Annotated in this window: 24 protein-coding genes; 5 read left to right on the top strand and 19 right to left on the bottom strand. The window is 68.6% G+C overall.

The window, feature by feature from the left end:
* The first annotated feature begins 58 nt into the window (after positions 1-58).
* The 3 genes from ABZ863_RS19405 to ABZ863_RS19395 are packed head-to-tail and all read left to right on the top strand — an operon-like array spanning position 59 to position 2,909.
* On the top strand, positions 59-823 hold the full coding sequence (locus ABZ863_RS19405) for an ABC transporter permease (RefSeq protein WP_358537348.1): 765 nt from the start codon (positions 59-61) through the stop codon (positions 821-823).
* The gene (locus ABZ863_RS19400) at positions 820-1,551 is read left to right on the top strand and encodes an ABC transporter ATP-binding protein (RefSeq protein ID WP_358537346.1); all 732 of its coding nucleotides are present in this window, start codon (positions 820-822) and stop codon (positions 1,549-1,551) included. The genes ABZ863_RS19405 and ABZ863_RS19400 overlap by 4 nt, the downstream gene beginning before the upstream one ends.
* Positions 1,551-2,909 (top strand): LLM class flavin-dependent oxidoreductase, encoded by a 1,359-nt coding sequence (locus tag ABZ863_RS19395; protein WP_358537344.1) that lies wholly within the window; start codon positions 1,551-1,553, stop codon positions 2,907-2,909. The genes ABZ863_RS19400 and ABZ863_RS19395 overlap by 1 nt, the downstream gene beginning before the upstream one ends.
* A 55-nt stretch (positions 2,910-2,964) precedes the next feature.
* On the opposite strand, the gene ABZ863_RS19390 is transcribed toward ABZ863_RS19395, so the two are convergent.
* Both ABZ863_RS19390 and ABZ863_RS19385 read right to left on the bottom strand, forming a co-directional pair.
* Positions 2,965-5,073 carry a glycosyltransferase family 39 protein gene (locus ABZ863_RS19390; RefSeq protein WP_358537342.1) on the bottom strand — a complete coding sequence of 703 codons (2,109 nt, stop codon included), beginning with the start codon at positions 5,071-5,073 and terminating at the stop codon, positions 2,965-2,967.
* Positions 5,070-6,245, bottom strand: a complete 1,176-nt coding sequence (locus ABZ863_RS19385) for a bifunctional glycosyltransferase family 2/GtrA family protein (RefSeq protein ID WP_358537522.1) — start codon at positions 6,243-6,245, stop codon at positions 5,070-5,072. Before ABZ863_RS19385 ends, ABZ863_RS19390 begins: the two co-directional genes overlap by 4 nt.
* A gap of 306 nt (positions 6,246-6,551) precedes the next feature.
* Between ABZ863_RS19385 and ABZ863_RS19380 the strand changes: the two genes are divergently transcribed.
* Both ABZ863_RS19380 and ABZ863_RS19375 read left to right on the top strand, forming a co-directional pair.
* Positions 6,552-7,229 carry a response regulator transcription factor gene (locus tag ABZ863_RS19380; RefSeq protein ID WP_358537339.1) on the top strand — a complete coding sequence of 226 codons (678 nt, stop codon included), beginning with the start codon at positions 6,552-6,554 and terminating at the stop codon, positions 7,227-7,229.
* Positions 7,226-8,593: a HAMP domain-containing sensor histidine kinase gene (locus ABZ863_RS19375; protein WP_358537337.1), complete on the top strand. Its 1,368-nt coding sequence runs from the start codon at positions 7,226-7,228 to the stop codon at positions 8,591-8,593. Before ABZ863_RS19380 ends, ABZ863_RS19375 begins: the two co-directional genes overlap by 4 nt.
* A gap of 105 nt (positions 8,594-8,698) precedes the next feature.
* On the opposite strand, the gene ABZ863_RS19370 is transcribed toward ABZ863_RS19375, so the two are convergent.
* The 17 genes from ABZ863_RS19370 to ABZ863_RS19290 form a co-directional block, all read right to left on the bottom strand.
* A complete protein-coding gene (locus tag ABZ863_RS19370) occupies positions 8,699-9,859 on the bottom strand; it encodes a M20 family metallopeptidase (protein WP_358537334.1) in 1,161 nt (386 codons plus the stop codon).
* Entirely contained in the window at positions 9,849-10,523 is a 675-nt protein-coding gene (locus ABZ863_RS19365) for a DUF1028 domain-containing protein (protein WP_358537332.1), read from the bottom strand. The genes ABZ863_RS19370 and ABZ863_RS19365 overlap by 11 nt, the downstream gene beginning before the upstream one ends.
* Positions 10,520-10,939, bottom strand: a complete 420-nt coding sequence (locus tag ABZ863_RS19360; protein ID WP_358537330.1) for a RidA family protein — start codon at positions 10,937-10,939, stop codon at positions 10,520-10,522. Before ABZ863_RS19360 ends, ABZ863_RS19365 begins: the two co-directional genes overlap by 4 nt.
* Positions 10,936-12,393 (bottom strand): 4-hydroxyphenylacetate 3-hydroxylase family protein, encoded by a 1,458-nt coding sequence (locus tag ABZ863_RS19355; RefSeq protein ID WP_358537328.1) that lies wholly within the window; start codon positions 12,391-12,393, stop codon positions 10,936-10,938. Before ABZ863_RS19355 ends, ABZ863_RS19360 begins: the two co-directional genes overlap by 4 nt.
* Positions 12,390-12,917 carry a flavin reductase family protein gene (locus ABZ863_RS19350; protein ID WP_358537327.1) on the bottom strand — a complete coding sequence of 176 codons (528 nt, stop codon included), beginning with the start codon at positions 12,915-12,917 and terminating at the stop codon, positions 12,390-12,392. Before ABZ863_RS19350 ends, ABZ863_RS19355 begins: the two co-directional genes overlap by 4 nt.
* 67 nt (positions 12,918-12,984) lie before the next feature.
* Entirely contained in the window at positions 12,985-13,983 is a 999-nt protein-coding gene (locus tag ABZ863_RS19345) for an NAD(P)H-quinone oxidoreductase (RefSeq protein WP_358537325.1), read from the bottom strand.
* Positions 13,980-14,780 (bottom strand): alpha/beta fold hydrolase, encoded by an 801-nt coding sequence (locus ABZ863_RS19340; protein WP_358537322.1) that lies wholly within the window; start codon positions 14,778-14,780, stop codon positions 13,980-13,982. The genes ABZ863_RS19345 and ABZ863_RS19340 overlap by 4 nt, the downstream gene beginning before the upstream one ends.
* A gap of 137 nt (positions 14,781-14,917) precedes the next feature.
* Positions 14,918-15,847, bottom strand: coding sequence for a LysR family transcriptional regulator (locus tag ABZ863_RS19335; protein WP_358537320.1), 930 nt, complete (start codon positions 15,845-15,847; stop codon positions 14,918-14,920).
* A complete protein-coding gene (locus ABZ863_RS19330) occupies positions 15,844-17,127 on the bottom strand; it encodes a TRAP transporter large permease (RefSeq protein ID WP_358537318.1) in 1,284 nt (427 codons plus the stop codon). The genes ABZ863_RS19335 and ABZ863_RS19330 overlap by 4 nt, the downstream gene beginning before the upstream one ends.
* Positions 17,124-17,663: a TRAP transporter small permease gene (locus tag ABZ863_RS19325; RefSeq protein WP_358537316.1), complete on the bottom strand. Its 540-nt coding sequence runs from the start codon at positions 17,661-17,663 to the stop codon at positions 17,124-17,126. The genes ABZ863_RS19330 and ABZ863_RS19325 overlap by 4 nt, the downstream gene beginning before the upstream one ends.
* The gene (locus tag ABZ863_RS19320; protein WP_358537315.1) at positions 17,660-18,430 is read right to left on the bottom strand and encodes a maleate cis-trans isomerase; all 771 of its coding nucleotides are present in this window, start codon (positions 18,428-18,430) and stop codon (positions 17,660-17,662) included. Before ABZ863_RS19320 ends, ABZ863_RS19325 begins: the two co-directional genes overlap by 4 nt.
* Entirely contained in the window at positions 18,427-19,428 is a 1,002-nt protein-coding gene (locus tag ABZ863_RS19315; protein ID WP_358537313.1) for a TRAP transporter substrate-binding protein, read from the bottom strand. The genes ABZ863_RS19320 and ABZ863_RS19315 overlap by 4 nt, the downstream gene beginning before the upstream one ends.
* A gap of 393 nt (positions 19,429-19,821) precedes the next feature.
* Entirely contained in the window at positions 19,822-21,882 is a 2,061-nt protein-coding gene (locus tag ABZ863_RS19310; protein WP_358537311.1) for an acyltransferase family protein, read from the bottom strand.
* Between the two features lie 206 nt (positions 21,883-22,088).
* The gene (locus ABZ863_RS19305) at positions 22,089-22,841 is read right to left on the bottom strand and encodes a DUF429 domain-containing protein (RefSeq protein ID WP_358537308.1); all 753 of its coding nucleotides are present in this window, start codon (positions 22,839-22,841) and stop codon (positions 22,089-22,091) included.
* 42 nt (positions 22,842-22,883) lie between these two features.
* Positions 22,884-23,558: a GntR family transcriptional regulator gene (locus ABZ863_RS19300; protein WP_358537306.1), complete on the bottom strand. Its 675-nt coding sequence runs from the start codon at positions 23,556-23,558 to the stop codon at positions 22,884-22,886.
* A complete protein-coding gene (locus tag ABZ863_RS19295) occupies positions 23,548-24,453 on the bottom strand; it encodes an ornithine cyclodeaminase family protein (protein WP_358537303.1) in 906 nt (301 codons plus the stop codon). The genes ABZ863_RS19300 and ABZ863_RS19295 overlap by 11 nt, the downstream gene beginning before the upstream one ends.
* Positions 24,450-25,451, bottom strand: a complete 1,002-nt coding sequence (locus ABZ863_RS19290; protein ID WP_358537301.1) for a proline racemase family protein — start codon at positions 25,449-25,451, stop codon at positions 24,450-24,452. Before ABZ863_RS19290 ends, ABZ863_RS19295 begins: the two co-directional genes overlap by 4 nt.

Here is a 25,451-nt window from a genome sequence, read left to right as displayed (position 1 = left end):
CGATCTGCTCCCCCGCAGTGTCGTCGCACCAACGGAGCACGCGAGAAAGCCGCGCCTCGTGCCGCGCCCGGTTAAACCGCTCGGCCTGCTGTTCGGTCCCGTGGTCGTGCTGGTCGTCTGGGAGTTCGCCGCCACGGTGGGCTGGGTGTCGCCACGCCAGCTGGCCGGGCCCTCGGTGGCCCTGCGCACGGGTTTCGAGATGCTCGTGGACGGTGAGCTGCTGCCCCATCTGGGCGCCTCCGCCCAGCGTGCCTACCTGGCGCTGGCCATCGGTGTTGCGGTGGGCCTGGTGCTCGCACTGGTGGCGGGGCTCAGCCGGCTCGGTGAGGCGTCCATCGACGGTCTCGTCCAGATCAAACGTGCCATCCCCACGCTCGCCCTGATCCCGCTGGCGATCCTCTGGCTGGGAATCGGCGAGGAGATGAAGATCGCGGTCATCGCCAGCAGCGTCTTCGTGCCGGTGTACCTGAACACCCACGCGGCCCTGCGCGGCATCGACGTGCGGTACGTGGAGCTCGCCAGGACCGTGGGCCTGTCGCGGACAGAGTTCCTGCGCCGGGTGGCGCTCCCCGGCGCACTACCGGGATTCTTCACCGGTCTGCGGCTGGCCGTAACGATGTGCTGGACGGCGCTGGTGGTACTGGAACAGATCAATGCCACGGAGGGAATCGGCTACCTCATGACCAAGGCACGCGACTACGGCCAGACCGATGTCATCGTGGTCGGGCTCGTCATCTACGCGGTGCTCGGGCTCTGTTCGGACCTCGCCGTGCGGCTGGTGGAGCGCAAGGCACTGTCGTGGCGAAAGACGATCGGATCATGAGCGCACCGGCGCCCGCGGTGGTCACCGAGGGCCTGACCCGTCGCTACGGCGACCGGGTAGTCCTCGACGACGTGTCGCTGACCATCGCGGCAGGCGAATTCGTCGCGCTCATCGGCCGCAGCGGCTCCGGAAAGAGCACACTGCTGCGGGCACTGTCCGAACTGGACGATGACGTCACCGGTGTCGGTACCGTCGTCGTGCCCGGCAACCGTTCCGTGCTGTTCCAGGACTCCCGGCTCCTGCCCTGGAACCGGGTGCTCGACAACGTCACGCTGGGCCTGCGTGGTCCGGACACCGCGCAGCGCGGTACCGCGGCACTCGCCGACGTTGGCCTTGCCGGCCGGGAACGGGCGTGGCCGAACGCGCTGTCCGGCGGCGAACAGCAGCGGGTCGCGCTCGCGAGGTCGCTGGTGCGGGAGCCGAGCCTGCTGCTGGCCGATGAGCCGTTCGGTGCGCTCGACGCACTGACCCGGCTGCGAATGCACCGCCTGCTGCTGGACCTGGTCACCGCACACCGGCCAGCGGTACTGCTGGTCACGCACGACGTCGACGAGGCACTGGCGCTCGCCGACCGGGTACTGGTGCTGGAAGCCGGAAAGATCGTGCTCGACCACCAGGTCGGGTTGCCCCGCCCCCGGCAGCGCACCCATCCGGCGATCGTCGCGGCACGGCAGACGCTGCTACGCGGACTCGGCGTGGCCGACGAGAACCCAGGGAAGGAAAACTGATGTCACGGACACTGCATCTGAACGTGTTCATCCACGGCCGCGGTCATCATGAGGCGGCGTGGCGGCATCCCCGCGCGAGCACGTCGAGCCTCACTGATATCGCCTACTACGAGAACATCGCCGCGCTCGCCGAGCGGGGAAAGTTCGACTCGATCTTCTTCGCCGACCATCTCGCCATCGGCCGCGACGTCGAGCACGCCGCACGCGGCGGCCTCGAACCGCTGACCACACTGGCGGCGCTCGCCAGAGCGACCGAGCACATCGGACTGATCGCGACCGCGTCGAGCACCTACACCGAGCCCTACAACCTGGCCAGGCAGTTCGCGTCACTCGACCACATCAGCGGCGGCCGGGTGGGCTGGAACATCGTCACCTCCTGGCTCAAGGCCACCGCCGCCAACTACGGCGACAGCACTCAGATCGGCCACGACGAACGCTACGACCGGGCGTTCGAGTACCTCGACGTGGTGAGCAAGCTCTGGGACAGCTGGGCCGACAACGCGCGGGTGGACGACCCCGCCGCGGGCACCTACGTCGACATCGCGCGGGTCCGCCCGATCAAACACCAGGGACGCCATTACCAGGTGACGGGTGCGTTGAACATCCCGCGCTCACCGCAGGGACGGCCACTGCTGGTGCAGGCGGGCTCATCGGACAAGGGCAGGCAGTTCGCCGCCACCTACGCCGAGGCGGTGTTCACCGCACACCTGGAGAAGGACACGGCACTGGCGTTCAGCGCCGACCTGAAAGCCCGCGCCGCCCGGCTCGGCCGCTCCCCCGACCACGTTCTGGTGCTGCCGGGGCTCAGCCCCGTGATCGGCGCGACCGAGGCCGAGGCGAACCGGTTGTGGCAGGAGCTCAACGAGCTCACGGTGCCCGCCGTGGGCCTCGCCCACCTCTCCGCGCGCTTCGGCGGCGCCGACCTCTCCCACCTCGCACTCGACGAACGGCTGTCCACAACGGACCTTCCGGACCCGGCCACCGTCCAGGGTGCGCAGAGCCGTGCGGAGCTGATCCACCGCCTCGTGGAACGCGAACGTCCGACACTGCGTTCGCTGCTGCACACCCTCGCCGGCGGCCGCGGCCATTTCGTCACGGCAGGTACGCCGGAGCAGATCGCGGACGTGATCGAGGACTGGTTCTGCTCCGGCGCGGCCGACGGGTTCAACATCATGCCACCGATCCTGCCCGCGGTGCTGGAGGACTTCGTCGAACAGGTCGTGCCCGTGCTCCAGCAACGTGGTCTCTTCCGCCGCGACTACACCGAGCGCACTCTGCGCGGGCACTACGGCCTGCCCCGGCCGGAAAACCAGTACTTCGCCACCCCGGCGGAGCCTACCCTGGCCGCGCGGTCCTGAACGAGGTCACGCGGACATCGATTCGTCTGCATAGGACGGTTCCTGCGTAGCGTGCTCAGCGCCGACAGTCGTACAGGGTCTGCGCAACTCCCCGCAGGCCGCCGGGCTCGTCCGTGGGCTGCCCCCCGCCACCGTACTGGCTCGGATCCACCTCCGCGCAGTGCTGCTGGATCCACTGCCGGCGTTCCTGCTGTGCCGCGCCGTTCAGCGCGCCGGGCCCCATGCCGCCGAATCCCCCAGGGCCGGCGTCGTCACCGGCATCGCTGAGCACGAAGCGCAGCGTGCCCTCGGCGACCCAGGTCTCCAGCTGGTCGACCGACGGTGTGTTGTCGGAGCCGCTGAAGCCGCCCATCGCGATCACGTTTTCGTCTGAGTCAATGATGTAGGGCGCGACCGTCATCGCGGAGCCGTTGACGGCCAGCGTGATCTTCGCGGCCTCGCTGTGTTCTTTGGCGTAGTCGAGGATGCGCCGCTGCGCCTCGGTGAGCCCGGCGCCGTCCCCGCCGGAAACACCGGGAAGCTGCCTGTCACGGGGTATGCCCTCCGGAAGCTGCCTGCCACCGGGCTGGTCACCCGACGCCATCCGGGACCCGAAGCCGCCCAATCCGCCGCCGGACGGCCCCGCCGTCGGATTCGTGCCGTTCAGCTCGGCAGCGGCGGCCGTGCCCGCCGACCACACGGCGGGTACGAGCAACATGGCGACGAGGCCAGTGGTCAGGGCCGGTGTGGCGACGATCTGGCGGTGCTCCGGCGACATCCTGCCGAGGACCAGACCGGCGAGCGCGAGCGCGCCCAGCGCGAGGCAGGCCCAGCGGGTCCACCCGTACCAGGAGGTATCCCGGCTGGCCACGACGAAAGCCCAGCCCACGGTGAGGACGATGGCCAGCGGCAGCAGCAGCCAGCTCGCGTTGCGCGCCGCCCGGTAGGCGCGCCAGAACCGGACCACCCCGGCAGCGGAGACCGCGGCGATCGCCGGTGCCAGCATCGTCGTGTAGTACGGGTGCCAGATGCCCTGGGCGTAGCTGAAGACCACCAGTGTGACGAGCAGCCAGCTGCCCCAGAGGAACCAGCCCGCCCGCTCGGCGGGATTGCCGGGCCGCGCGCCCCGCATCCGGAGGAAGCCCGCAACGGCGACCGCGACCAGGACGAGCAAGCACAGCGGCAGCAGCCACGAGATCTGGCCACCGACGATGTCACCGAACATGCGCGTGGCGCCGGACTCGCCACCGAATCCACCGAATCCGCCACCGCCCGATGGCGGCGCCGTACCGGCGGGAAGGTCGAAGTCCCCGAGCGGGCCGCCGCCCGTCGTCGCATTGCCGCTGTCACCGAAGATCCGGCCGAAACCGTTGTAGCCGAAGATCAGATCCCAGGCCGAACCGTCCGCGCTGCCGCCGATGTAGGGCTTGTCGCCGGGCCACCAGTCGTGCAACGCCACCCACCAGAACGAGGAGACGAACAGGACCATGCCCGCACCCAGCAGGTCGACCAGCCGGCGTTTGACCGGCGCGGAGCTGCCGACGAAATACGCCAACGCCACTCCCGGCACGATGATCCACGCCTGCAGCATCTTGGTGAGGAACCCGCATCCGATCAGGAATGCGCACAGCAACAGCCATCGGGTCCGGCCGGCCGCCGCGTTCGCCTGCACCGACCGGGTAAAGGCGTATGCGGCCCCGATCAACAACAGTACGAGCAGTGTGTCGGGATTGTTGTCCCGATTGATCGCCACGGTGATTGGGGTCAGCGCCAGGATCCCGGCGGCGACCAGCGCCGCGTTCTCGCCCGCCCAGCCGCGCACCGTGCGATGCAACAGGAACACCGCGGCGACGCCCTCGATCACTTGCGGCAACAGCAGTGCCCAACCGTGGTAGCCGAAGATGAGCGCCGAGAGCGCTTGCGCCCACAGCGCCATCGGTGGCTTGTCCACAGTGAACACGCCATAGGGATCGAACGAGCCGAACAGGAAGTTGGTGAAGCTCTGCGTCATGGATTTGACGGCGGCCGAGTAATACGTGTTGCCGAACTGGCCGGCGTTGATCTTCCAGGCGTACAGCATCGCCGCCGCGACACAGATCGCGGCGAGTGCCCATGCTCGCCATCGTGCGCGCGGCGCAGGCCCACTCTGTGCCGGCGTTACCGCGTGCCCTGCGGCGATCGTCATGCTTTGTCCTCTCCCTTTGCCTTCCGGAAAACCCAGCTACGCAGTAGGACGAACCGCCCCGCCGTACCGAGCATCGAGGTGACGAACAGGACCACCAGCTCAAGCGCCCTCGCGGGGCTGGGGTCGATCTGGTGCAGTACCAGCAGCGCAGCCGACGTAAACGCGTAGTACAGGCCGAACACGACGAATCCCTGCAGGTGCGCCGCGCCCCGTGCCTTGTTCGCCGCCGCGAAGGTGAACCGGCGGTTGGCCTCGGTGTTGAACAGTGTCGTGAGCACCAGCGCGGCGAGGTTGGCAACAAGCACTGGCCACCACGTCCGGAACAGGCCGTAGAGCGCGAGGTTCGCCACCGTCGAGATCACGCCGATGACGGCAAAGGACACCACCTCCCACGACAATGCCCCTTCACTGCGCCGCAGCACCGCATCCGGATGAGCCGCACGCGGCGCCGGGCGTTGCGGCAGCTCCCGCACCCGCGCCGCCCCCGATGCCTTCGCCCTAGCCACCCTGAGGAGCCCCACGATGTCCTCGCGCGCCGTGCCGGCCACATCGACCCGGCTATCGGTGTCCTCGACCCAGTCGACGGGTACCTCGTGCACGCGGAGTCCGTTGTGCTCCGCGAGCAGCAGCAGTTCGGTGTCGAAGAACCACGCGTCGTCTTCGACGTGGTCCAGCATGGGCCGGATGACGTCCGTCCGCGCGGCTTTGAAACCGCACTGGGCGTCGGAGAACCGGGCACCGTGGCTGAGCCGGATGAGCCAGTTGTAGCAGCGCGAGATGAACTCACGTTTCGGACCACGGACCGTCCGGGCACCCGGTGCCAGCCGGGAACCGATCGAGATGTCCGAATGGCCGTTGACCAGTGGCGCCACCAACGGAAGCAGCGCGTCGAGGCCCGTCGAGAGATCGACATCCATGTAGACGACGACATCAGCGGTGCTGGCCCGCCACGTCTCCCGTAGGGCCAGACCACGGCCCTTGCGGTCCAGGTGCTGGATCCGGACCCGGTCGAACTCCTCGGCGACCTTTCGCGCGACAGCCATTGTCGCATCGGTGCTCGCGTTGTCGACGATGACGATGTTCCAGTCGAAAGGGAAATGCTCACACAGGAACGCGTGCAGGACCTGTACGCAGCCCGGCAGGGCGCGTTCCTCGTTGTAGACCGGAATCATGATGTCCACAGTGGCAGTAGCGGACGATTCGAGACCGCACTGCTGACCATCGGGCTGCCTCCCCCGGATCGCGCTGACCGACACTTCTCGCTCCTTCTCGCCGCAATGCACATCAGCCGAGCACGGCGCTGTGACCGTATCCGTCACCACGGTGCATTCCGGGAAGTGAAAATCACCTCCAATTCCGCTGAGAGAATCATGAGAGGCGGGGAATTCACCGATCCAGGGGGAACACAGCAGGCACACAGCAACCATCGCTAGTCTCGACTGGCATCTGGTGTACGAGGTGTGAGAGCGAGAGAACGAATGCGGCTGCTGGTCGTCGACGACGATCCCGACGTGCGCGAGAGCTTGCAGCGCAGCTTGGAGTTCGAAGGGTATGAGGTCGACACGGCGGGGAACGGCGCCGAAGCCCTGTACCTGGTCGGGAGCGTCCGGCGGCCCGACTTGGCGATCCTGGACGTTCTGATGCCCGAGCTCGACGGGCTGGAGACATGCCGGCGGCTGCGGGCCACCGGCGAACGGATGCCGGTGCTCATGCTGACCGCACGCGACGGCCTGGGCGATCGCGTGACCGGTCTCGACGCGGGAGCCGACGACTACCTGGTCAAGCCGTTCGCACTGGAAGAGCTGCTGGCTCGGGTGCGTGCACTGCTCAAACAGAATCGTTGCCCGGTCACACCCGCGCCGGTGCGCCGGTTCGCCGACCTCGAGCTGAACCCGCAGACGCGTGAGGTCACCCGGGCCGGCTGCCAGGTGCCGCTCACGCCCACCGAGTTCGACCTGCTCAGTGCCTTCCTCGGCGCCCCGGGAAGAGTTTTGACCAGACACCGCCTGCAGCAGGCCGTCTGGGGCCGTGACCCGGGCACCAACACCCTCGACGTGTATGTTGGCTACCTGCGGCGCAAGCTGGAGGCTGCCGGCGGGGAGCGGCTGCTCCATACCGTACGAGGTGTCGGTTTCATCCTCCGCACCGCGTCATGAGCAGACGCCATCGGGAGCGCAGGCTACTACTGCGCAGCAGGATCGCGCTGAGTACGGCCTGCATCGTCGCGGTGGTGATCGCGGCCATCAGCACGGTGACCTGGTTCGCGACGTCACACAACCTGCGCACCCAGCTGGATGAGACGCTGCGCAACAGCCTGCCTCCCGAAGGCGCGCCGCCACCGCCCGGCCCACCCGGGTTCGCGGCGCTGTGCAACCCCGACGACACCAACCGAAAGCTCCAGCCGTTCGTCGTCGGCATGCAGCTGCTCACGGCCGACGGCACGGCCTGCACACCGTCCGGGATGGATCCGGTCGTCACCGAACCGCAGGATTTCACCGTCGAGACCACGGCGCTGCGCGACGGCACCACCCGCGCCGGAGAACCGGTACGGATCCTGCTGCGCAACGTGGGTCATGGCGAGGTTCTCATGGTGAGCCGGAGCCTCACCGAGATCGACGATACGCTCGGTGGTCTGCGCACAGTGCTGATCGTCGTGTCGGTGTTCGGTGCCGTGCTCGCCGCGGCATCGGGTTTGCTGCTGACCCGTAACGCGCTGGCACCAATGGAGCGGCTGACGGAAACCGCCGAGGTGATCGCCCGTACCGACGATCTGCATCGCCCCATTACCGTCACCGGCCACGACGAGGTCGGCCGGCTGGGCCGCGCCTTCTCGGCGATGACCGCGGCGCTACGCGAGTCGCGGCGACGGCAGCGCGCACTGGTCTCCGATGCGGCGCACGAGCTACGTACCCCGCTGACCAGCCTGCGCACCAACATCGATCTGTTTGTCCGTAGTGGACAAACTGGACGGCCGCTGCCCGCCGATCAGTACGCGATCATCCTCGATCGGCTGCAGGCGCAAGCGGGCGAGTTCAGCGAGCTGATCACCGAGCTCGTCTTGCTGGCCCGCGACGAGCACGACTTCGAACGCAGGGACGTCGAGATGTCCGCAATCATCGACCGGGCGCTGACCCGGGCGCGCAGCCGCGCCCGCGAGCAGGTGTTCGATGTCGAGTGCCGGTCCTGGTCGGTGCGCGGCGATGCGGCGGCCCTCGAACGAAGCGTGCTGAATCTCGTCGACAACGCGATCAAGTTCGCCCCGGCCGCGTCGACGATCACAGTGCGCTCGCAACCTGGCTGGTTCACTGTGACCGACGACGGTCCGGGTGTGCCACGCGCCGACCGCGCCCAGGTCTTCGAACGGTTCTGGCGCGCGCCGGCCGCCCGCGCCCTACCCGGTTCGGGACTCGGACTCGCGATCGTCGCCGACACGATCAAGGCTCACGGCGGGACCGTCCGTTTCACCGACCCACCGTCCGGGCGCGGGGCATCGGTGCGGATCGACCTGCCAGCGACCTGACAACGCGCCGGTCCGCGAGTCCCCCGCTCCCGCACGCGAGTCCCCCGCTGCGGCACGCGAGTTGCCCGCTGGGGGCCACCACCGGGCAGCTCGCCGCGCCGGCTGTCAGCGTGACAACGCCAGATCGATCGCGGTCCAGGCGAGCGCGGTCGCACCATCACGCAGCGCGGCTTCGGCCAGCGGTCCCACGGCGGCGTCGGCGAACGCCTTCTGGTGGTTCACCGCGGGTAGTGACCCGATGCCGAGGTAGGGGTGGATCGCCCGCAGGACCTGGGACACGTTGCCCATGTCGGTGGACGCGGTGTTCATCGCCCCAGCGCCGTCCGGAGGCTCGGTGGTCATGTCGCGGCCGAGCTCCGCGGCATTGCGCACGAAGTAGCCGAGCAGTTCCTCATCGTTGCGGAACTCCGCGTAACGCGGCGACTCCGGCACGATGTCCAGCTCGCATCCGGTGGCGAGCGCACCCGCCTCGAAGCAGGCGCGGACCCGCCGTTCGACGTCGTCGAGTTCGGCCAGGCTCGCGGCGCGGACGTACCAGCGCCCGACCGCGGCCTCGGGGATGGCGTTCGGCGCGGAACCCGCGTGCATCACGACACCGTGGACACGCACGCTCTGCGGCAGCTGCTGGCGCAGCAACCCAATCGCCACCTGGGCGACCGTGAACGCATCGGCGGCGTTGACGCCCAGGTGGGGGTAGGCGGCGGCATGCGCGCCCGCACCACGGTAGGTGACCTCCCAGTGGGCGACCGCGAACGGCTCCGCCCGTGCGACATCGGCCGGTCCCGGGTGCATCATCAGTGCGGCGTCGATCCCATCGAACTCTCCGGCCTCGAGCAGCAGGATCTTGCCCCCACCGCCCTCCTCGGCGGGAGTGCCGAGCACATGAACGGTCACGCCGAGCCCGCCCGCGACGGACTCGACCTCCCACACCATGAGTGCCGCCGCGACGGACGAGGCGGCGATGAGGTTGTGACCGCAGGCGTGCCCGAGCCCGGGGAGCGCATCGTACTCGGCGACGAACGCGACGTGCAGTGGACCCGTACCGATCCGGGCATGAAAGGCCGTGTCGAGGCCACCTGCTCCACGTTGGACGGTGAAGCCCTTCGCCTCCAGCAGATCGGTGAGCCTGCGGTGGGCGCGGTGCTCGTGCCAGGCGGTCTCCGGATCGGCGTGCAGCTCGGTGCTGATCGAACGCACCAGCTCCCACTCGCGGTCCAGCAGGTCCCGCGCCACCCGCTTGTGCTCCCCCAGCGGCTCAGAGGTCACCCGGAACCCCGAAGCTCGGCGCGGCAGCGGGGTCGAGCGCGCGCCGCACGTAGTCGTCGCGCTGTGGCTTCCACACCCGCCACAGTTCGGTGAGCGCGGCGTAGGGGTTGTCGGACCAATCGACGCGCAGGGTCGTCTCCGGCCAGTCGACCTCGCGGTAGACGAGCAGGCCCGCGGCGTAGACGGGGCCCTCCTCGCCGCCGGCCGCGAGCGCGGCCGCCAGCCCGTCCAGCAGCCGTTGTTCGAACTCGCGCGCCGTCGAGGACTCGTAACCCCGCACGAGCTCGGTGATCGTGGCCGGGCCCGCAAGCATGTTGCCCGCCGCCACCACACCGTCACCCTCGACGTGGTGGTGCCGTCCGAGCGCACCGGCACCGCTGAACGCCGCCGACCGGCCCGCACTGTCCACAACGGTCAGTTGCCGGTAGTCACGCAGCGCGTGCTCGGCGACCACGGTGTCCATGGCCACGCGGGGGTTGTCCCCCGCGGCCAGCCGGTCGAGCAGGCTGCCGGAAAGCCGCGGATCGGTGACGTTCTGGCTCGCCGCCGCGCCGAGCCCCGGGCGGATGTTGAGGCAGCGCGAGGCGACCGCGGGCGACGACGAGGTGATGATCATGCCGAGTGCACCCGTGTTCCGGTCGACCGCGGCCAGTGAGAACGTCACGAAGCCACCCCCTGGCGCACGGCGATCGCGTCGATCTCCACGAGCCATTCGGGTCGCGCCAGCGCGCTCACCACCACACCCGTCGACACCGGATGCACGCCTCGCAGCCAGCGGCCCATGACCCGGTACACGCTCTCCCGGTGGCGCGGGTCGACGAGGTAGACGGTCACCTTGACCACATCGGACAGTGTCGAGCCCGCCTCGCCGAGTAGCGTTGCGATGTTGGACATCGCCTGCTCGGCCTGTGCCGCCACATCCCCCACGCCGACGTTCTCCGTCGTGTCGAGGTTCTGGCCGATCTGGCCGCGCAGGTAGATCGTGTCGCCGGCCACCACGGCCTGGCACAGGTCGTTGTCCAGGTTCTGTTCCGGGTAGGTGTCCTTGGTATTGAACGGGCGAATCCGCTGGTGTGTCATGCGCGCACGCCCTCCACCCGGTCCGACAGCTCCGCGGCGGACTTGACAAGGCCGAGCGGGCCGTCGAAGTCGAAGTTGCGGTACACGGCCTGGTAGTGCGCGAACGGCGGCGCCTGCGCGAAAAGCTGGAAGGTGAGCCGGTGGCCTGCGTAGTCGCTGTTGAGCAGGTCGCGGGCGAACGCGAGGAGCTTGCGCCGGTCATCGGCCTGCCAGTCGTCGGTGATCGAGTAGTACTTCTCCAGCCACGGCGAGGCACCCGCCATCCCGAAGGTCGCCGAATCGGGCGTGATGCAAATCTGGCCGCCGCACAGCTCCCGCGCCCAGTGCATCATCTGGGGCAGCTGCGTCTGCGCCCACACCCGGCCGGTGTACAGCAGCGACTGGTTGGGCATGGTGAGCCCGCCAGGACTGGTCTCGGCGTTGGTAATCGCCGCGGTCAGGTGCGCGTCAATGCCTTCGCGGTAGCACGCGAGCATTGCCAGCTTCTCCTGCACGGCCGGGTTCTTGTCGAGCCCGGTCTGCCGGACGTTCCACAGCGCGGCGCCGATCATCAGGTCGGCGAAGCGGATGGAGCGGTGGACGTAGGGCAGGGCACTGTACCGGTGCAGGGTGCTGCGCACGTAGGTCGCGGCGCGGGTGTGCCGGTAGAACAGCACGTTGTCCCACGGGATGACCACATTGTCGAAGATGACGAGGGATTCCACCTCGTCGACACGATTGGCCAGCGGGTAGTCGGTGGCGGGCCTGCGCCCGGCGAAACCGGTGCGGCAGATGAACTTCAGGTTGGGCGAGTTCAGGTCGATGACGAAACCCACCGCATAGTCGGACAGCTCGCTGTCACCCCAGTTGGCGATCGTCGGCTTGGTGAACGCCTGCGTCGCATAGGGAGCGGCCGTCTCGTACTTGGCGCCCCGCACGACGATGCCCTCGTCGGTTTCGGCGACGACATGCAGCAGCATGTCCGGATCCTGGTCCTGCGGGCGCTTCGAACGGTCGCCCTTCGGGTCGGTGTTGGCCGAGATGTGGAACGGGTCCGCGGTAACAGCGCGGTGCACGTGGTTGCGGATGTTCGCGGCGAAGCGCGGGTCGACCTCGTTGAGCACGTCCTGACCGTCGTAGAGCGCCCACATCTCGCCGATGGTCTCGTCGCCGACCCTGGTCACCACACCGCGTGCCTCGTCGAGCACCAGGTCGATCGCCTTGCGCTTGTCATGCCAGTCCTGTTGCGACAGTGGCAGCTTGTTCGCGATGGCGTTGCGCTCGCCGCTGTCGTCGACGTAGCTCATGACATCCTGCGAAGCCTCCTCGTGCGCGAGATCGTAGATGCGCGCGCGGATGTCCACAATGGGCGCGAACATCGGGTGCTTGGTGACGTCGCTGACCCGCTCGCCGTCGATGTAGATCTCGCGGCCGGTGCTGATGGACTCGCGGTACTCGTCCCCGGTCTTGATCATTGGTGCTGTCCTTCCGTGTTGTGAGCGGCGAGGGTGCGGTAGTTGCCGCGCAGATGCAGCAGCGGTTCGACGTCGGTGTGCGCGACCCGGTGCACTTCGCCGAGGTACAGGTGATGGGAGCCGATACCGGTGACGTTCAGCAGTTCGCATTCGAAGGCGGCGACGCTGCCGTTGAACACCGGAAGGTGGTTGTCCCCGTGCCGCCATTCCTCGTCGAGGAAGGTGAACCGTGGACGCGCCACGCTGTCCCGCCCGGCGAAGCTGTCGGCGACGGCGCCGTGGTCGCTGCCCAGCACCGAGATGTTGAAGGCGCCTCTGGCGCGGATCGCCTCGTTGATCGGGCTCCGCTGGTTGATGCACACGCCGAGCACGGCGGGCTCGTCCGACACGCGGCTCAGCGCTGAGACCGTCTGACCGAGCCGCCTGCCGCCGTCCTGGGTCGTCACGATGGTGACGGGTGTGGCGGCGCGGCTGATGGCACGAATGAAATCGCTCGCCGTTACCGGCGTCAGGGTGCTCTTCACGTAACTGATGTTTCCGCGCCCGTGACCATCAGGCAAAGAGCTTGTTCCGCTGCCCGGCATCGGATCATCAGATGCCATCGGTCACCGTCACGACAACCTTGCCGATCCGGCCTGGATCGGAAAACCATTGGTGCGCCGCGGAAATCTCGTCGAAGGGAAACCGCTTGTCGAGCACGGGACGCAGGGCTCCGGCGGCGATTCGTGGCAGCACCTCGCGCTCGACGTCCTGGCACAACCGGCCACGCAGGCCGTCGTCGAGCCTGCCGAGGCTGGACGAGGAGATCTCCACGCCGCCTGCCATCAGGGTACCGAGATCGAGTTCTGCCGTGGTTCCTGCCTGCGTCCCGACGACGACAAGCCGGCCCAGCGGCGCGAGCGCCGCCACGTTATCGGCCAGCGCAGGCCCGCCCTGATTGTCGAGAATCACGTCGACGCCATCCGGCGCGATCGAGCGCACCGCGGCGAAGACGTCGTCGCGACCGTAGTCGATGACCTGGCTGCTACCCAGCTCAGCGCACAACCGGGTTTTCTCCTCGCCGCGGGCGGTGGCGATCACCTCGGCGCCGAGCAGCCGCCCCATCTGCACTGCCAGGGAGCCGACGCCACCCGCCGCACCATGCACCAGAAGCTGTTCCCCTGCGCGCAACCGCCCGCGCTGCACCAGGTTCCACCACGCCGTGGCTGCGGCTTCCGGTACCGCCCCGGCCGTAGCCAGGTCGAGCCCAGCAGGCATCCGCATGCAGGCGCCGGCTGGAACGCAGACGTACTCGGCGTACCCGCCACCACGCAGCAACGCCGCCACCGTGGCTCCAGGCTTCCAATGTGGACCGACGCCCGCCCCTGTCTCGGCGACTGTGCCGGCACACTCCAGTCCCGGAATTCCGCCCGGCGGCGCGGGTACCGCGCCGCCGCGCTGCAGCACCTCGGCGTTGTTGAGGCCGAACGCTGCGACGCGCACGAGCACCTCACCCGGGCCCGGCCGGGGTATCGCGACCTCCTCGATCCGCAGGACTTCCGGGCCACCGGTCTCCCGCAGCACCACCGCGCGCATCCGCTCGGGGGTCACCGGTGCACCGCGCCGCGGTGAAAGTCCACAATGGCCGCCGCGAACTCGCCGGGGCATGTCTCGGGCGTGGCGATGTCCCCCTCGCCGATCACGAGTTCCCTCGCCTGCGGGAAGGCCGCTTTGATCCGTTCCCTGCGCGGGAACGCCCGTGGATCGCGGGCGGACTCGATACGCAGCACGGGGCCCGGGTAGCGGCCCACCCCGTCCTCCGAGCGGTAGACCGCGACGGCGGCGTGACCGCGATCGGGCTCGGCGTGTGCGAGCACGTCCCGCACATACCGGGACAGCACGGCGGGATCGGGGCGGGCGAGATAGCCGCTACGCCGCTGCCACAGCTCGCCGAGGTGGCCGCCGTCGGATCGTGGTTCCACCTCGTTGAAGGCCGGTGCCGTCCGCCTGCGCTCACGTTCGGCCGCGTCGATGTAGGGGGTCGAGGAGAGCACGAGCGACTCGACGCGCTCCGGTGCCGACACGGCGAGGTGATAGGCGACCAGCCCGCCGAAGTGGTGGCCTGCGACATGGGCGCTGGGCACGGCCAATGCGTCCAATATGGCCAGTACAGCCTCCGCGGCCCCCTCGATCGTGTTGGCCACCGGCGGCGGCGAAGCCCCGTGCCCTGGGAGGTCCGGTACCACGAGCTGGTAGTCGTCGAGCCTGCTCATCAGCGCCCGGTACTCGTCCCAGCACCGCGGTGTCTGGTGCAGCAGCACCAGACATGGACCTGAACCACGCGTGACGACGTGCATCCGGCCCATCGGCGTGTCGACGTACCCGGGTCTGAGGTCGTCCTCGATCACGTGCCCTCCCGCTCGATTGGTCTACACACGATCTAAAAGCGACCCCGAGCACAGCGTCAAACATCGAGATCAGCGTTGCCGCATCGGCGAAACCGATGCAGGGAATCCGCCGAGGCGATGCGGCGCCGGGACGCGGTTCAGCCGTTCTGCCCCTGCGCCACCACTGCCCGGCACCGGTCGGCGAACGCCCGCGCGCGCTGGCTCACCTTCATCGACTGCAGTGTGGCGACGACGACCCGGAGCGGCTCCACGACGTCGGCGATCGGAACGGCGACAATGCGCCCGCCCCCGTAGGTGGTGTCGGTGGCGGGGCGCTGGTGCAGCAGGCTGTAGCCGTGATCCTGCGCCACCAGCGCCCTGACCGTCTCGTAGCTACCGGACCGGTACTGGATGTTCGGCACCAGCCCGCGATCCGTGAACACACCGATGAAGTAGTCCCGGCTGTAGGGCAGGTCGACCAGGATCATCGGCTCGTCGGCGAGATCGGCCAGCCGCAGGCTCGTCGCAGCTGCCAGCCGATGGCCGGCCGGCAGCGCGACGTAGGGCTGGATCTCGGCAAGGACCTCGCGTTGGATGCCGTCGCCCAGCGCGAGATCGTAGGTCAGCGCGATCTCGGCGCGCCCCGATTCGAGGAACTCGCCTACCTCACCGGCCACCGCCTCGCTGACGTGTACGTCGAGCCCGGAGTGTTCCTCCTTCAGGCCGGACAGGATCGACGGCAGGTAGAACGGTGCGAGCGGGCTGAAGCACACGACGTGCAGGGTGCCCCAGAAGGCCTGGGCGTCGCCCGCGATCTCCTCCAGTGACTCGGCGAGCGAGTTGAGCACCTGCCGCGCCCGTAGCAGCAACTCCCTCCCCGCCGGTGTCAGGATGAGTCCCCTGGCATGCCGCCGGATGAACAGCTGGACCCCGAGCTCCTTCTCCAGGTGGGCGACCGCCGACGACACCGCCGACTGTGCGACGTAGAGGTCCTCGGCAGCTCGTGTCATGCTCTCGCGCTCGGCCGCTCGGATGAAGTAACGCAGCTGCGTCAGCGAGATCTCCCTGAGCAGGTCCACCGCACTCATGGCTGATCGTCGAGAATGGACGGAAGCCAGGTGGCCAGCTGCGGGAAGAGCATCACCAGAACCAGCACGACAATGGTGGCGAGCAGGAACGGCGTGTTCGCGCGCAGCACCCGCCACGCGTCGACCTTGGCGATCTTGGCCGCCACCACCAGCGACATGGCGACCGGCGGGGTCACCTGTCCAATGACGACGGTCAGCACGATGATCACTCCGAAGTGGACTGGATCGATGCCCACCTCGAGTACCGTCGGCAGCAGCACCGGCATGATCACCGGGATCAGGGGGTCGAAGAGCATGCCTGCCACGATCGCGACGAGCGTCAGCACGACGACGTAGCCGAGCTGCGCGTCCCCGGGAACGACGGAGGTCGCGAAGTCCGTCAGCACCCCGGGCAACCCGGCCATCGCGAGCACAGCGCCGAGCGCAACGGACACACCGACGATGAGCATGACCTCACCGGTCAGCACGGCCGCTTCGACCAGGCAGCGGTACAGCTTCCGCAGGCCGAGCGAACGGTAGGCCAGCGCGGACACGGCGATCGCGTAGGCGACGGCGAACGCACCCGACTCGGTCGGCGTGAACACCCCGAGTGTCAGGCCGAGCAGGATGATGACCGGCACGCCGAAGGCCAGAATCGACGACCGCAGGGTGCGGAACACCTCGGCCCAGCTGAAGGCGATCTTCTCGCCCCAGCCGTTGCGCACCGCCTGCACGCCGACGACCACCATCAGTACGACGGTGAGGATGATGCCGGGCACGATACCGGCCATGAACAGCGTGCCCAGCGAGGTACCGGTGGCCGCCGCGTACAGGATCATCGGCGAGGACGGCGGGATCAGCGGGCCGATTCCCGACGAGGAGGCCGTCACCGCGGCGGCGTACGGAGCGGGGTAGCCGTGCTTCTTCATCTGCGGGATCAGGGTGGATCCGGTGCCTGCCAGGTCGGCCACCGACGTACCCACCATCCCGCCGAAGAACAGGCTGGTCGACACGTCCACCTGCGCGAGCCCGCCGGGCAGCGGGCCGAAGAGCGACCGCGCGAAGGCGAAGACCCGGTCGGCGATTCCGCCGGCGTTCATCACCACACCCGCGAGGATGAACAGCGGCATCGCCAGTAGCACGAAGCTGCCCATGCCGTCGGTGACCTGCTGCGGGTACTGCAGCATCCAGGCGCCGTCGAGCGTCGCATACAGCGCGACACCGCCCGCCATGGCGATGATCAAGGGTGTGCCGAGGACGAGCAGGCCGACGATGGCCAGCAGTGTGACGACGAGGATCACGACTGTTCCTCCTGTTGCTGGCGCAGGATGGCCTCGCGGCCTTTCGGCAGCTGCACCAGGACGAGCAGCGCGGCGGCGAGCGCACCGACGGGCAGTGCGGCGGTGAAGAAACCGCGCGGCAACCGCAGGTACGCCGTCGTGTCGGAGCCGAACTCGGTGAGGTACTGGAAGGCGAACCACGCCAGGTGCAGCAGGACGACGGCGGTCACGAGATCGGTCGCCAGCTTCAGCCACACCTGGACCTTCAGCGGCAACCTGCCGACGAAGGCCCGCACGGTGATCGACTCACGCCTGCGGACGCCGAGCACGAAGCCGAACATCGTCAGCCACAGCATCAGCCCCGTCACGATCTCCTCGGTCCAGCCCAGCGGCGAGTTGAACAGGAAACGCAGCGTGGCGTTGGCGAAGAGCAGCACCGTGATCGACACGAGCGACAGCGCGGCGAGCGCCTCCAGTACCCGGTCGATGACGGTGTGCGTTGGCGGCGCCGGTTCGAGCGCGCCCGATGCCGGTTGTGCTGAGTCCACAGTGGTCATGGCCGCGCTCCGAACAGCCTGCCGAACCCGGGCTGGGCGGCATCATCCGCCTTCGCCAGCCGTAGCGCGTACCAGAACGACGCCTGTACCGCGCTGACGACCGGTTTGCCGAGCTCGTCCTCGAGCGCGGCGATCGCGCCGACGCTCGCGAAGTTGGTGCAGCTGATGAACACCGTCGTGGCCTCGGGGACGTCGGTCTCGACGGCGAGGTCGTACACCTTCTCCAGCGGCACCTCGGCGAGCTCGTGATCGCTCGTGATGCCGAGGCCTGAGCTGGCGAGCACCGGATGGCCGTTCTCGCCGAAGAACCGTTCCGCGCGGTCGATGACCTCCTGGCGGTACGGCGTCACCAGGCTGATCGGCCCCGATCCCACAGCGTCCAGCGCGGCGATGCTGGCGGTGGAGGTGGTCGTGCAGCGACCGACAAGGCCGCTCCACTCCTCGATGTGCTGGATCAGCATCCGGTCCCAGGCGGTGCCGTGCAGGAAGGACGCGCTCGTGCCGCCGAACACGAGCACATCCAGTGGTGCCTGCGCCACCAGTTCGACCGCCGCGCGCAGCTCCGGCGAGCGCATCATCGCGTCGATGCCGTCGACGGTGACGCTGGGCAGGGTGACCCGGCTGGTGTGGATCGTGACATCCGCTGTGGCCATGGCGTACATCTCGGCCTCCATGAGCACGCTCGATGCCATGTACACCAGACCGATCCGCTTCGCGGTGTTCAGCGCACCGAGTGGCAGGGGTGGCCGCTCTCCTGAGGGGCTCACTGGGCGTACTCGGCGAGTACACGGTCGGCGAAGTCGCCGGGGATGTCGGCCGCGATCTCATCGCGCACAGTGGACACGATGCCACGCAGTTGCGCCACGTTCGCCTCGTTGACCTCGACGCCTGCCTCCGTGAACTTCGTGATCAGGCTTTCGTCGGCCTCAGCGCCCGCGGTCCTGCTCCGTTCGGCCGCGGCAGCCGCCGCTTTGCCCAGTCCCTGCTGGATCTCCGCGGACAGCTCCTGCCAGCTGTCGTCGTTCATGGTCAGGTAGACGGGGCTGTAGATGTGCGAGGTCAGCGAGAGATAGCGCTGCTTCTCGTAGAACGAGAAAGCGTCGATCACCTTGAGCGGGTTCTCCTGCCCGTCGAGCACCCCCTGATCGAGCGCCAGGTACGCCTCGCCGATGTCGATCTGCGTGGGGGACGCGCCGAGTGTTTCGAAGAGGGAGACCCTGGCCGGGTTGCCGGGAACGCGGATGCGCAGGCCCGCGAGGTCCTCGGCCGTCACGATCGGGCGCTCGTTGTTGGTGATGTGCCGGAAACCGTTCTCGCCAAATGACAGGACACGGGTTCCGATGGAACTCACCAGAGAATCGCTGAGCTCGGCACCGAAATCGCCGTCGAGGAATTCCGCGACACTTTCCCGGTCGGTGAACAGAAACGGCATCTCCATGATGTTGAATGCCGGGTCGACATTCGCGACGGAACTGCTCACCGCGGCGATGTCGACGGCGCCGCCACGCAGGGCCTGCAGCACGGCCTCCTCGTCGCCGATTGCGCCGCCCGTCTGCACCTCGAGTTCGACCGCGTCGCCGAGTTCGGCTTCGACTTCCTCGGCGAAGGCGAGCAGCATGTCCGCCAACGGGTCGCCCTCGCTCGTCTCGACGGCGAGCACCAGCTCCGGTATGCCGGAGCTGTTCCCGGACGTGCCAGAGCATGCCGTGAGCGCGAGCGCCGCGACGAGTCCGCAGACAGCGGCTGCTTTGTGGAGTGATCTCATGCGTTGTCCTCTCCTGCGATCCGCAAGCCGGTTTCGCCAGCCCTTGCCTGCGAATCCGCGCCGATCCCGCGTGCGTGGAGCCGCCGCGGTTCGACTCAAGATTCCGAAAGGCCCTGGAGCACGTCAAACAGTCAAAAGTGACACTCTGCATCTGTCAAACAGATGCCTCGTAACAAGAAATTAATTGGTGCGGATGCAACAGCCCCGTGATACGCGGTTAATCGGGGCAGGATAAACTGGCGGATTCGCGCACTCCCCCGCCCGCCCCGGCGCGGCGTCCAGGCCGGTCAGCGAGGTGTCGCCGGAAGCAGGGCGCGCCTGATCGGCGGGAAACCGTTCCCGTTTCCCGCTCCTGTGATCATCATCAATTTCCTGCGTAACCGCCGGATCGAATCAGCGTGGCGGCGTCGACAGCACCATGGACACGTCCTCCCAGCCCAGCGCCAGCGCCAGTTTCCGTTCCAGCTCCGGGGCCATGGTCTGCAGGTAGGCGGCCGTGATGTGGTTATCGTCGAGGTAGACGAGTACGTTGCCGATCACCGGGAGGCACTTGTCGGCAGTGCAGATGCTGTCACTCATATCCACAAAGGACACATTCCGCGGTACTCCGGCGAGCCGGGCGTACGGTGGCTCGGGCGCCAGCATTTCGGCCCGCGGCCTGGCGCACCGGGGCGAGTCGGCACCGTACTTCTGCACGCATTCGGAGGGCTCGAAGTCGTAGCGCGGGCTGTCCCGCATGGCCACCACCGGGATGTTGGCGTCACCGAGCCGCTGCCACTGCTCGACGTAACCGGGCGGAGTCCACTCCGTCAGCCCGGCGCGCACATCTCTCGTCGCCATGGTCACCACGAGATCCGGCTTCATCTCGAGGATCTCGGCCATGGCGGCGTCGTTCCACTCCCCGCACTCGGGCCACGTGCGGTCGGTCGTCAGCGCACAACCGCCCTTACCCACTGCGACGATCTGCCAGTTGTGCTTCGCGGCGATCGGGCGCAGCGCGGCGATGTACTGCTGTGAGTGCGAGTCACCGACCACCACAATGCGCCGGGTGATCGGTCCCCGCGGTTCGACCGTGCAGATCCGCAGCTTCTCGTGGCGCGGCGAGATGGTGCACTCGTCGTCGGGGAAGATCTCGTACTGGTCGGGCAGCGTGGCGAACGGGGGCACGATCGAGGTCTGGAGGTTGAGCAGCGGCCCGTCGGACGCCAATGCCCTCGCCCCGGGATGGGCCGGGTCGTCGAGATCGAGCGCGAACGCCGCGCGCTGCGTGGTGACGATCTGCCAGGCACCCGCGGCAATGAGAACCGGCACCAGCGTGAGCACGCCGAAGCGGTAGGCACCCCAGCGTGTCGTCACGCCGATCCGGGAGTCCCGCGCCGGTTTCTCCACCAGGTGGTACGTGAGCACCGACAGCACCAGCGAGACACCGATCACGAAGGAGCCACCCAGGATGCCGACCGACTCCCGGTCCCTGGCGAGTAGGTAGAAGAGCAGGACCGGCCAGTGCCACAGGTACAGGGCGTAGCTGAGGTTTCCCAGGTAGGTGAGCGGGCGTGACGCCAGCAGGCGGTCGGCGCCGACGGCGCTGCCGGTCGCACCGGCGAGCAGCACGAGTGCCGCGGACACCGTCGGCCACAACGCAGCGTAGCCGGGGAACACGGTGCCGACCTGCAGCAGCAGCCCACACGATACGAGTCCCACCACACCGGCCCAGCCCAGCACGATCCGCAGTGCTCTCGGCAGGGTCACCGAGGAAATGCCGAGCGCCAGGAGCCCGCCGAGCGCGAACTCCCAGACGCGGGTGAGCGAGTGGAAGTACGCCAACGGCTGGTTGACCACGGTCAGCCACACGGAGTAGCCGAGCGAGACGACGAACACCAGAACCAGCGCCACGAACAGCGACCACCGCATACCCCAGCCGGCCCGCCTCACGACCAGCACGGTCAGTCCGATGAACAGCGGCCACACCAGGTAGAACTGGCCCTGGATCGACAGTGACCAGAAGTGCTGCACGACGCTGGCCGTGTTGTGCTGGGCGAAGTAGTCCGCCGACGATGCCGCGAGCTGCCAGTTCTCCAGGTACAGCGCGGAAGCGATGACCTCACGGATGGTCTGGAACCATCGATGCTCGGGCAGCAGCACCACGGCCGCTGCCATCGTGACGAGCAGCACGGTGAGCGCGGCGGGGAACAACCGCTTGATCATGCGGCCCCACATCGGCCGGAACTGGATCCGGCCGCGCAGGCTCGCCCGGTACAACTGGCCTGTGATCAGGAATCCGGAGACGAAGAAGAACACGTCCACGCCGCCGGAGACCCGGCCGAGCCAGACGTGGTAGACCACCACGAGAACCGCCGCGAGCGCCCGCAGCCCCTGCAGCTCGGGCCGGTACTTCCGCTCCGCCGGCGCCGAGCCGGCAGGTTTCGCGTGCGCGCCTGTATCCGTCAGCGGCATCCGCATTCCACTCTCCACACGTAACCGCACTCGACCACAACGGGCAGACACGCCGCGGCCACCGTCCGACCGAACTTCCACCCCAGTAAGGTGCGCAACACGGCACACGGCCATTACGGCCGCGCTGAGACTAACACTAGGCGCCGGCGTTGCCGTCCGCTGGCGGAAGCGCACCGAGGTCTTGGTTGCTCACAGCACTTGTATGGTCACGCAGAGCGTACGAGGTCACCGAGTGTGCACGTGGGCAGCGCGATCCAGCCCTCGGACTCGGCCGCCGCCCGCTCCGTGGCAGCGGGTTGGATCGTGAGGCCGCAGGCGGCCGCACGCGCCAGCAGCGCGGCGAGGACGGCATCGGCGGCGTGATCTCGTTGCCGGCACAGCCCCTCGTGTGCACCGAAGTCGAGCCAGGGAGCGGCCTCCCGCAGGGTGTCGATCAGCGTGCCGAGTGCGGCGAGGTTCTTGCTGCCCTTGTACCGGCGAAAGGGCAGCTGCCAGTGCTTCAGCCCGGCTGCGGGATACACCTCGACGATCAGCCCCGTCCCCGCCCGGTCGAGACGATGTCCGCGCTGTGCCAGTAGCGCCTGCAGCCGTACCGCCCGCATCGCCGTCACACCGATCCGGTCGGTTGCCACGCTCAGTGGGACCATCCCGCACAGCGAACGCACCCGTTCGTCGGTGCGCCGGTAGGCCAGGGACCGCCGCCAGGCGGCACCGGGCAGGTCCGTCGCGATGCCGGCCGGGTCGGCGCGCTGGGTGCGCAGGAACTCGACGAAGGCATCCGGCCAGCCCAGCGGGCAGTCGATGCCCACCTTGTCCGCTCCGTGCGCATGCCGCAGCACCGCCGCGTCATCGGCAGGGAACTCCAGCTCGACCACTGCTGCCGTACCCGCGTGCCACTCGACCACGGCGATCGCCGTGCAAGCCGCCTCGGCGGCGAGATCGACACCGACAGTTCGCACAGCACGCCCGCTTCCGGTGAGACCTTGTCCGGCACCGCCACACTAAGAGCGCGTGCCGGCCCAGATGCCGCGCACGTGGCGAATGTGCCGTTCCATCAGCTGCTCGGCGCCGGCGGCGTCCCGCGCGGCGATGAGATCGAGCAGCTCGGCATGCTCATGGGCCGACGCCACCAGCTGCCCGCTCGCGGCGAGGGCGCGAAGGCCGTAGATGCGCGACCGGGCCCGCAGAGAGCGCACGATCTCGACCAGATGCGGGTTGCCGGCCAGCGACAGTAACCGCAGGTGGAACTCCATGTCGGTCGCCACATGGGCGATCAGGTCCCCGCTGGCGGCGGCCTCCTCGATTCCGGCGGCGAGCGGCCGCAGCGCCTCGATCACCGCCGGATCGACACCGGCCTCCGCGATCGCACGCACGGTGGGCACCTCGATCAGCGCACGCAGGGTGCTCAGGTCGTCGAGATCCTTCTCCGACGGCTCAGTGATACGGAAACCCTTGTTACGCACCGTGTCGATGAGGCCTTCCTTGGCCAGGTCCAGCATCGCCTCCCGCACCGGGGTGGCCGAGACCCCGAACCGGGTGGCCAGGCTGGGCGCGGAGTAGACCACACCAGGCTCCAGCTCCCCGGAGATCACCGCTGCCCGCAGCGTTTCGGTGATCTCCTCACGGAGGTTCCGCCTGCCGCTCAGCGGTGGCAGTGCGGGGTGCTCAGCGGCCACGGTGGTTCTCCCTGCTCGCTTCGTAGCTGGCGGCGGCGACCACGAGATCCTCCCACGCCATCCCGACGCTCTTGAAAATGCGCGGTCCCGGCGGTAGTGTCGCAGCGCCTTTCGCCAAGGCGCTCAGCTCGATCAACTCGGCAGGGTCCAGCGCACCCGCGTCGACAGCCTGCATCACGTCACCGGCCTCGCGCAGCGCGACCGTCCGGGTTTCCACGACGACGGCACACTGCCCCATGACGACGTCGTCGACCTCGCGCGCCTCGGGTTCGTGCGAGCCCACCGCGACGACGGTCGCCCGCGGATTCAACGTGGCGCCGTCGAACAGCGGGGTGCGCGCGGTGGTGCAGCACGCGATGAGGTCCGCGTGCGCCACGGCGGAGGCCGTCCCGGTCCGCGCTGCCAGACCGTCCCGCGCGCACTCGGCCGCGAAGGCCTCGGCCTTCGCGGCGTCGCGGGCGACGACGATGACCTCGCGGATGGGGCGGACCGCTCGTAACGCCGCCACATGGCTGCGGGCCTGCGGCCCCGACCCGAACACGACCAGCCGCGCCGCGTCGGCCCCGGCGAGGAGGTCGGCCGCGACCGCGGACACCGCGGCCGTCCGCACCGCGGTGAGCGCGATCCCGTCGAGCGTGCCGAGCGGGCTGAGCGTCCCGGCATCCAGTAACAGGTAGGTGCCCTGGATGCGCGGCAGGCCGTTGCCGGAGTTACCCGGCGCCACCGACGCCAGCTTGACGCCGGTGTAGCCGTCCCAGTCGGCAGGCATCAGCAGCAGTTGACCATGCCGTACGGGCACGACCGACCGCGGCGGATCAGCCTCGGGTTCGAGTCCGGCACGCAGCGCCGCCTGCAGTGCGGCGATGGCGGCCGGCATCGGCAGTACCGGGATCACAGTTGGAATCCCTCCGGGAAGGGGTCGTCGGGGTCGAGGAAGTACTGCGCAGTGCCGGTCAGCCAAGCCCGGCCGGTGATCGCGGGCAGCACCGCCGGTACCCCGCCGACCGTCGTCTCGCCGAGCAGCCTGCCGAGGAACTCGGTGCCGATGAAGCTCTCGTTCCGGAACTCGGTGTCCAGCGGCAGCTCTCCCCGCGCGTGCAGCTGGGCCATCCGCGCACTGGTCCCTGTGCCGCAGGGCGAGCGGTCGAACCAGCCGGGGTGGATGGCCATGGCATGGCGGGAATGCCGGGCGGTGGACCCTGGCGCGGCGAGGTAGACGTGATGGCAGCCGGTGATCTCCGGATTCTCCGGGTGCACCGGCCGGTCCTGCTCGTTGATGGCGTCCATGATGGACAGACCGGCGGCGAGCATACGGTCCTTCTCGGCCCGCTCGAACGGGATACCGAGCTGCTCGAGCCCGAGAATGGCGTAGAAGTTGCCGCCGAACGCGAGGTCGTAGCGCACCACGCCGAACCCGGGCACGCTGACCGTGCGATCCAGCCCGGCGGAGAACGACGCCACGTTGCGGATGGTCACCGACTTGGCTGCCCCGTCCCGCACGGCGACCTCGGCGACCACGAGCCCGGCGGGGGTGTCGAGCCGGATGGTGGTGACCGGCTCGGTGACCTCGACCATGCCGGTCTCCACGAGTACGGTGGCGACGCCGATCGTGCCGTGCCCGCACATCGGCAGGCAGCCGGACACCTCAATGAACAGCACGCCCCAGTCCGCGTCGGCGCGGGTGGGCGGCTGCAGGATCGCACCGCTCATCGCCGAGTGCCCACGCGGCTCGTACATGAGCAGGCGGCGGACGTGGTCGAGGTGCTCGACGAAGTACTGGCGGCGCTCGAACATCGTGGCACCCGGCACCACCCCGGCCCCGCCGACGATGACGCGGGTCGGCATGCCCTCGGTGTGCGAGTCGACGGCATGAAAGACCCTGGTGGCCCGCAT

The organism is Saccharomonospora sp. NPDC046836 (assembly GCF_040645195.1).
GTDB lineage: Bacteria > Actinomycetota > Actinomycetes > Mycobacteriales > Pseudonocardiaceae > Prauserella_A.
Note: the sequence above shows the minus strand (reverse complement) of the source record. Positions and strands in the feature narration are given on the sequence as shown.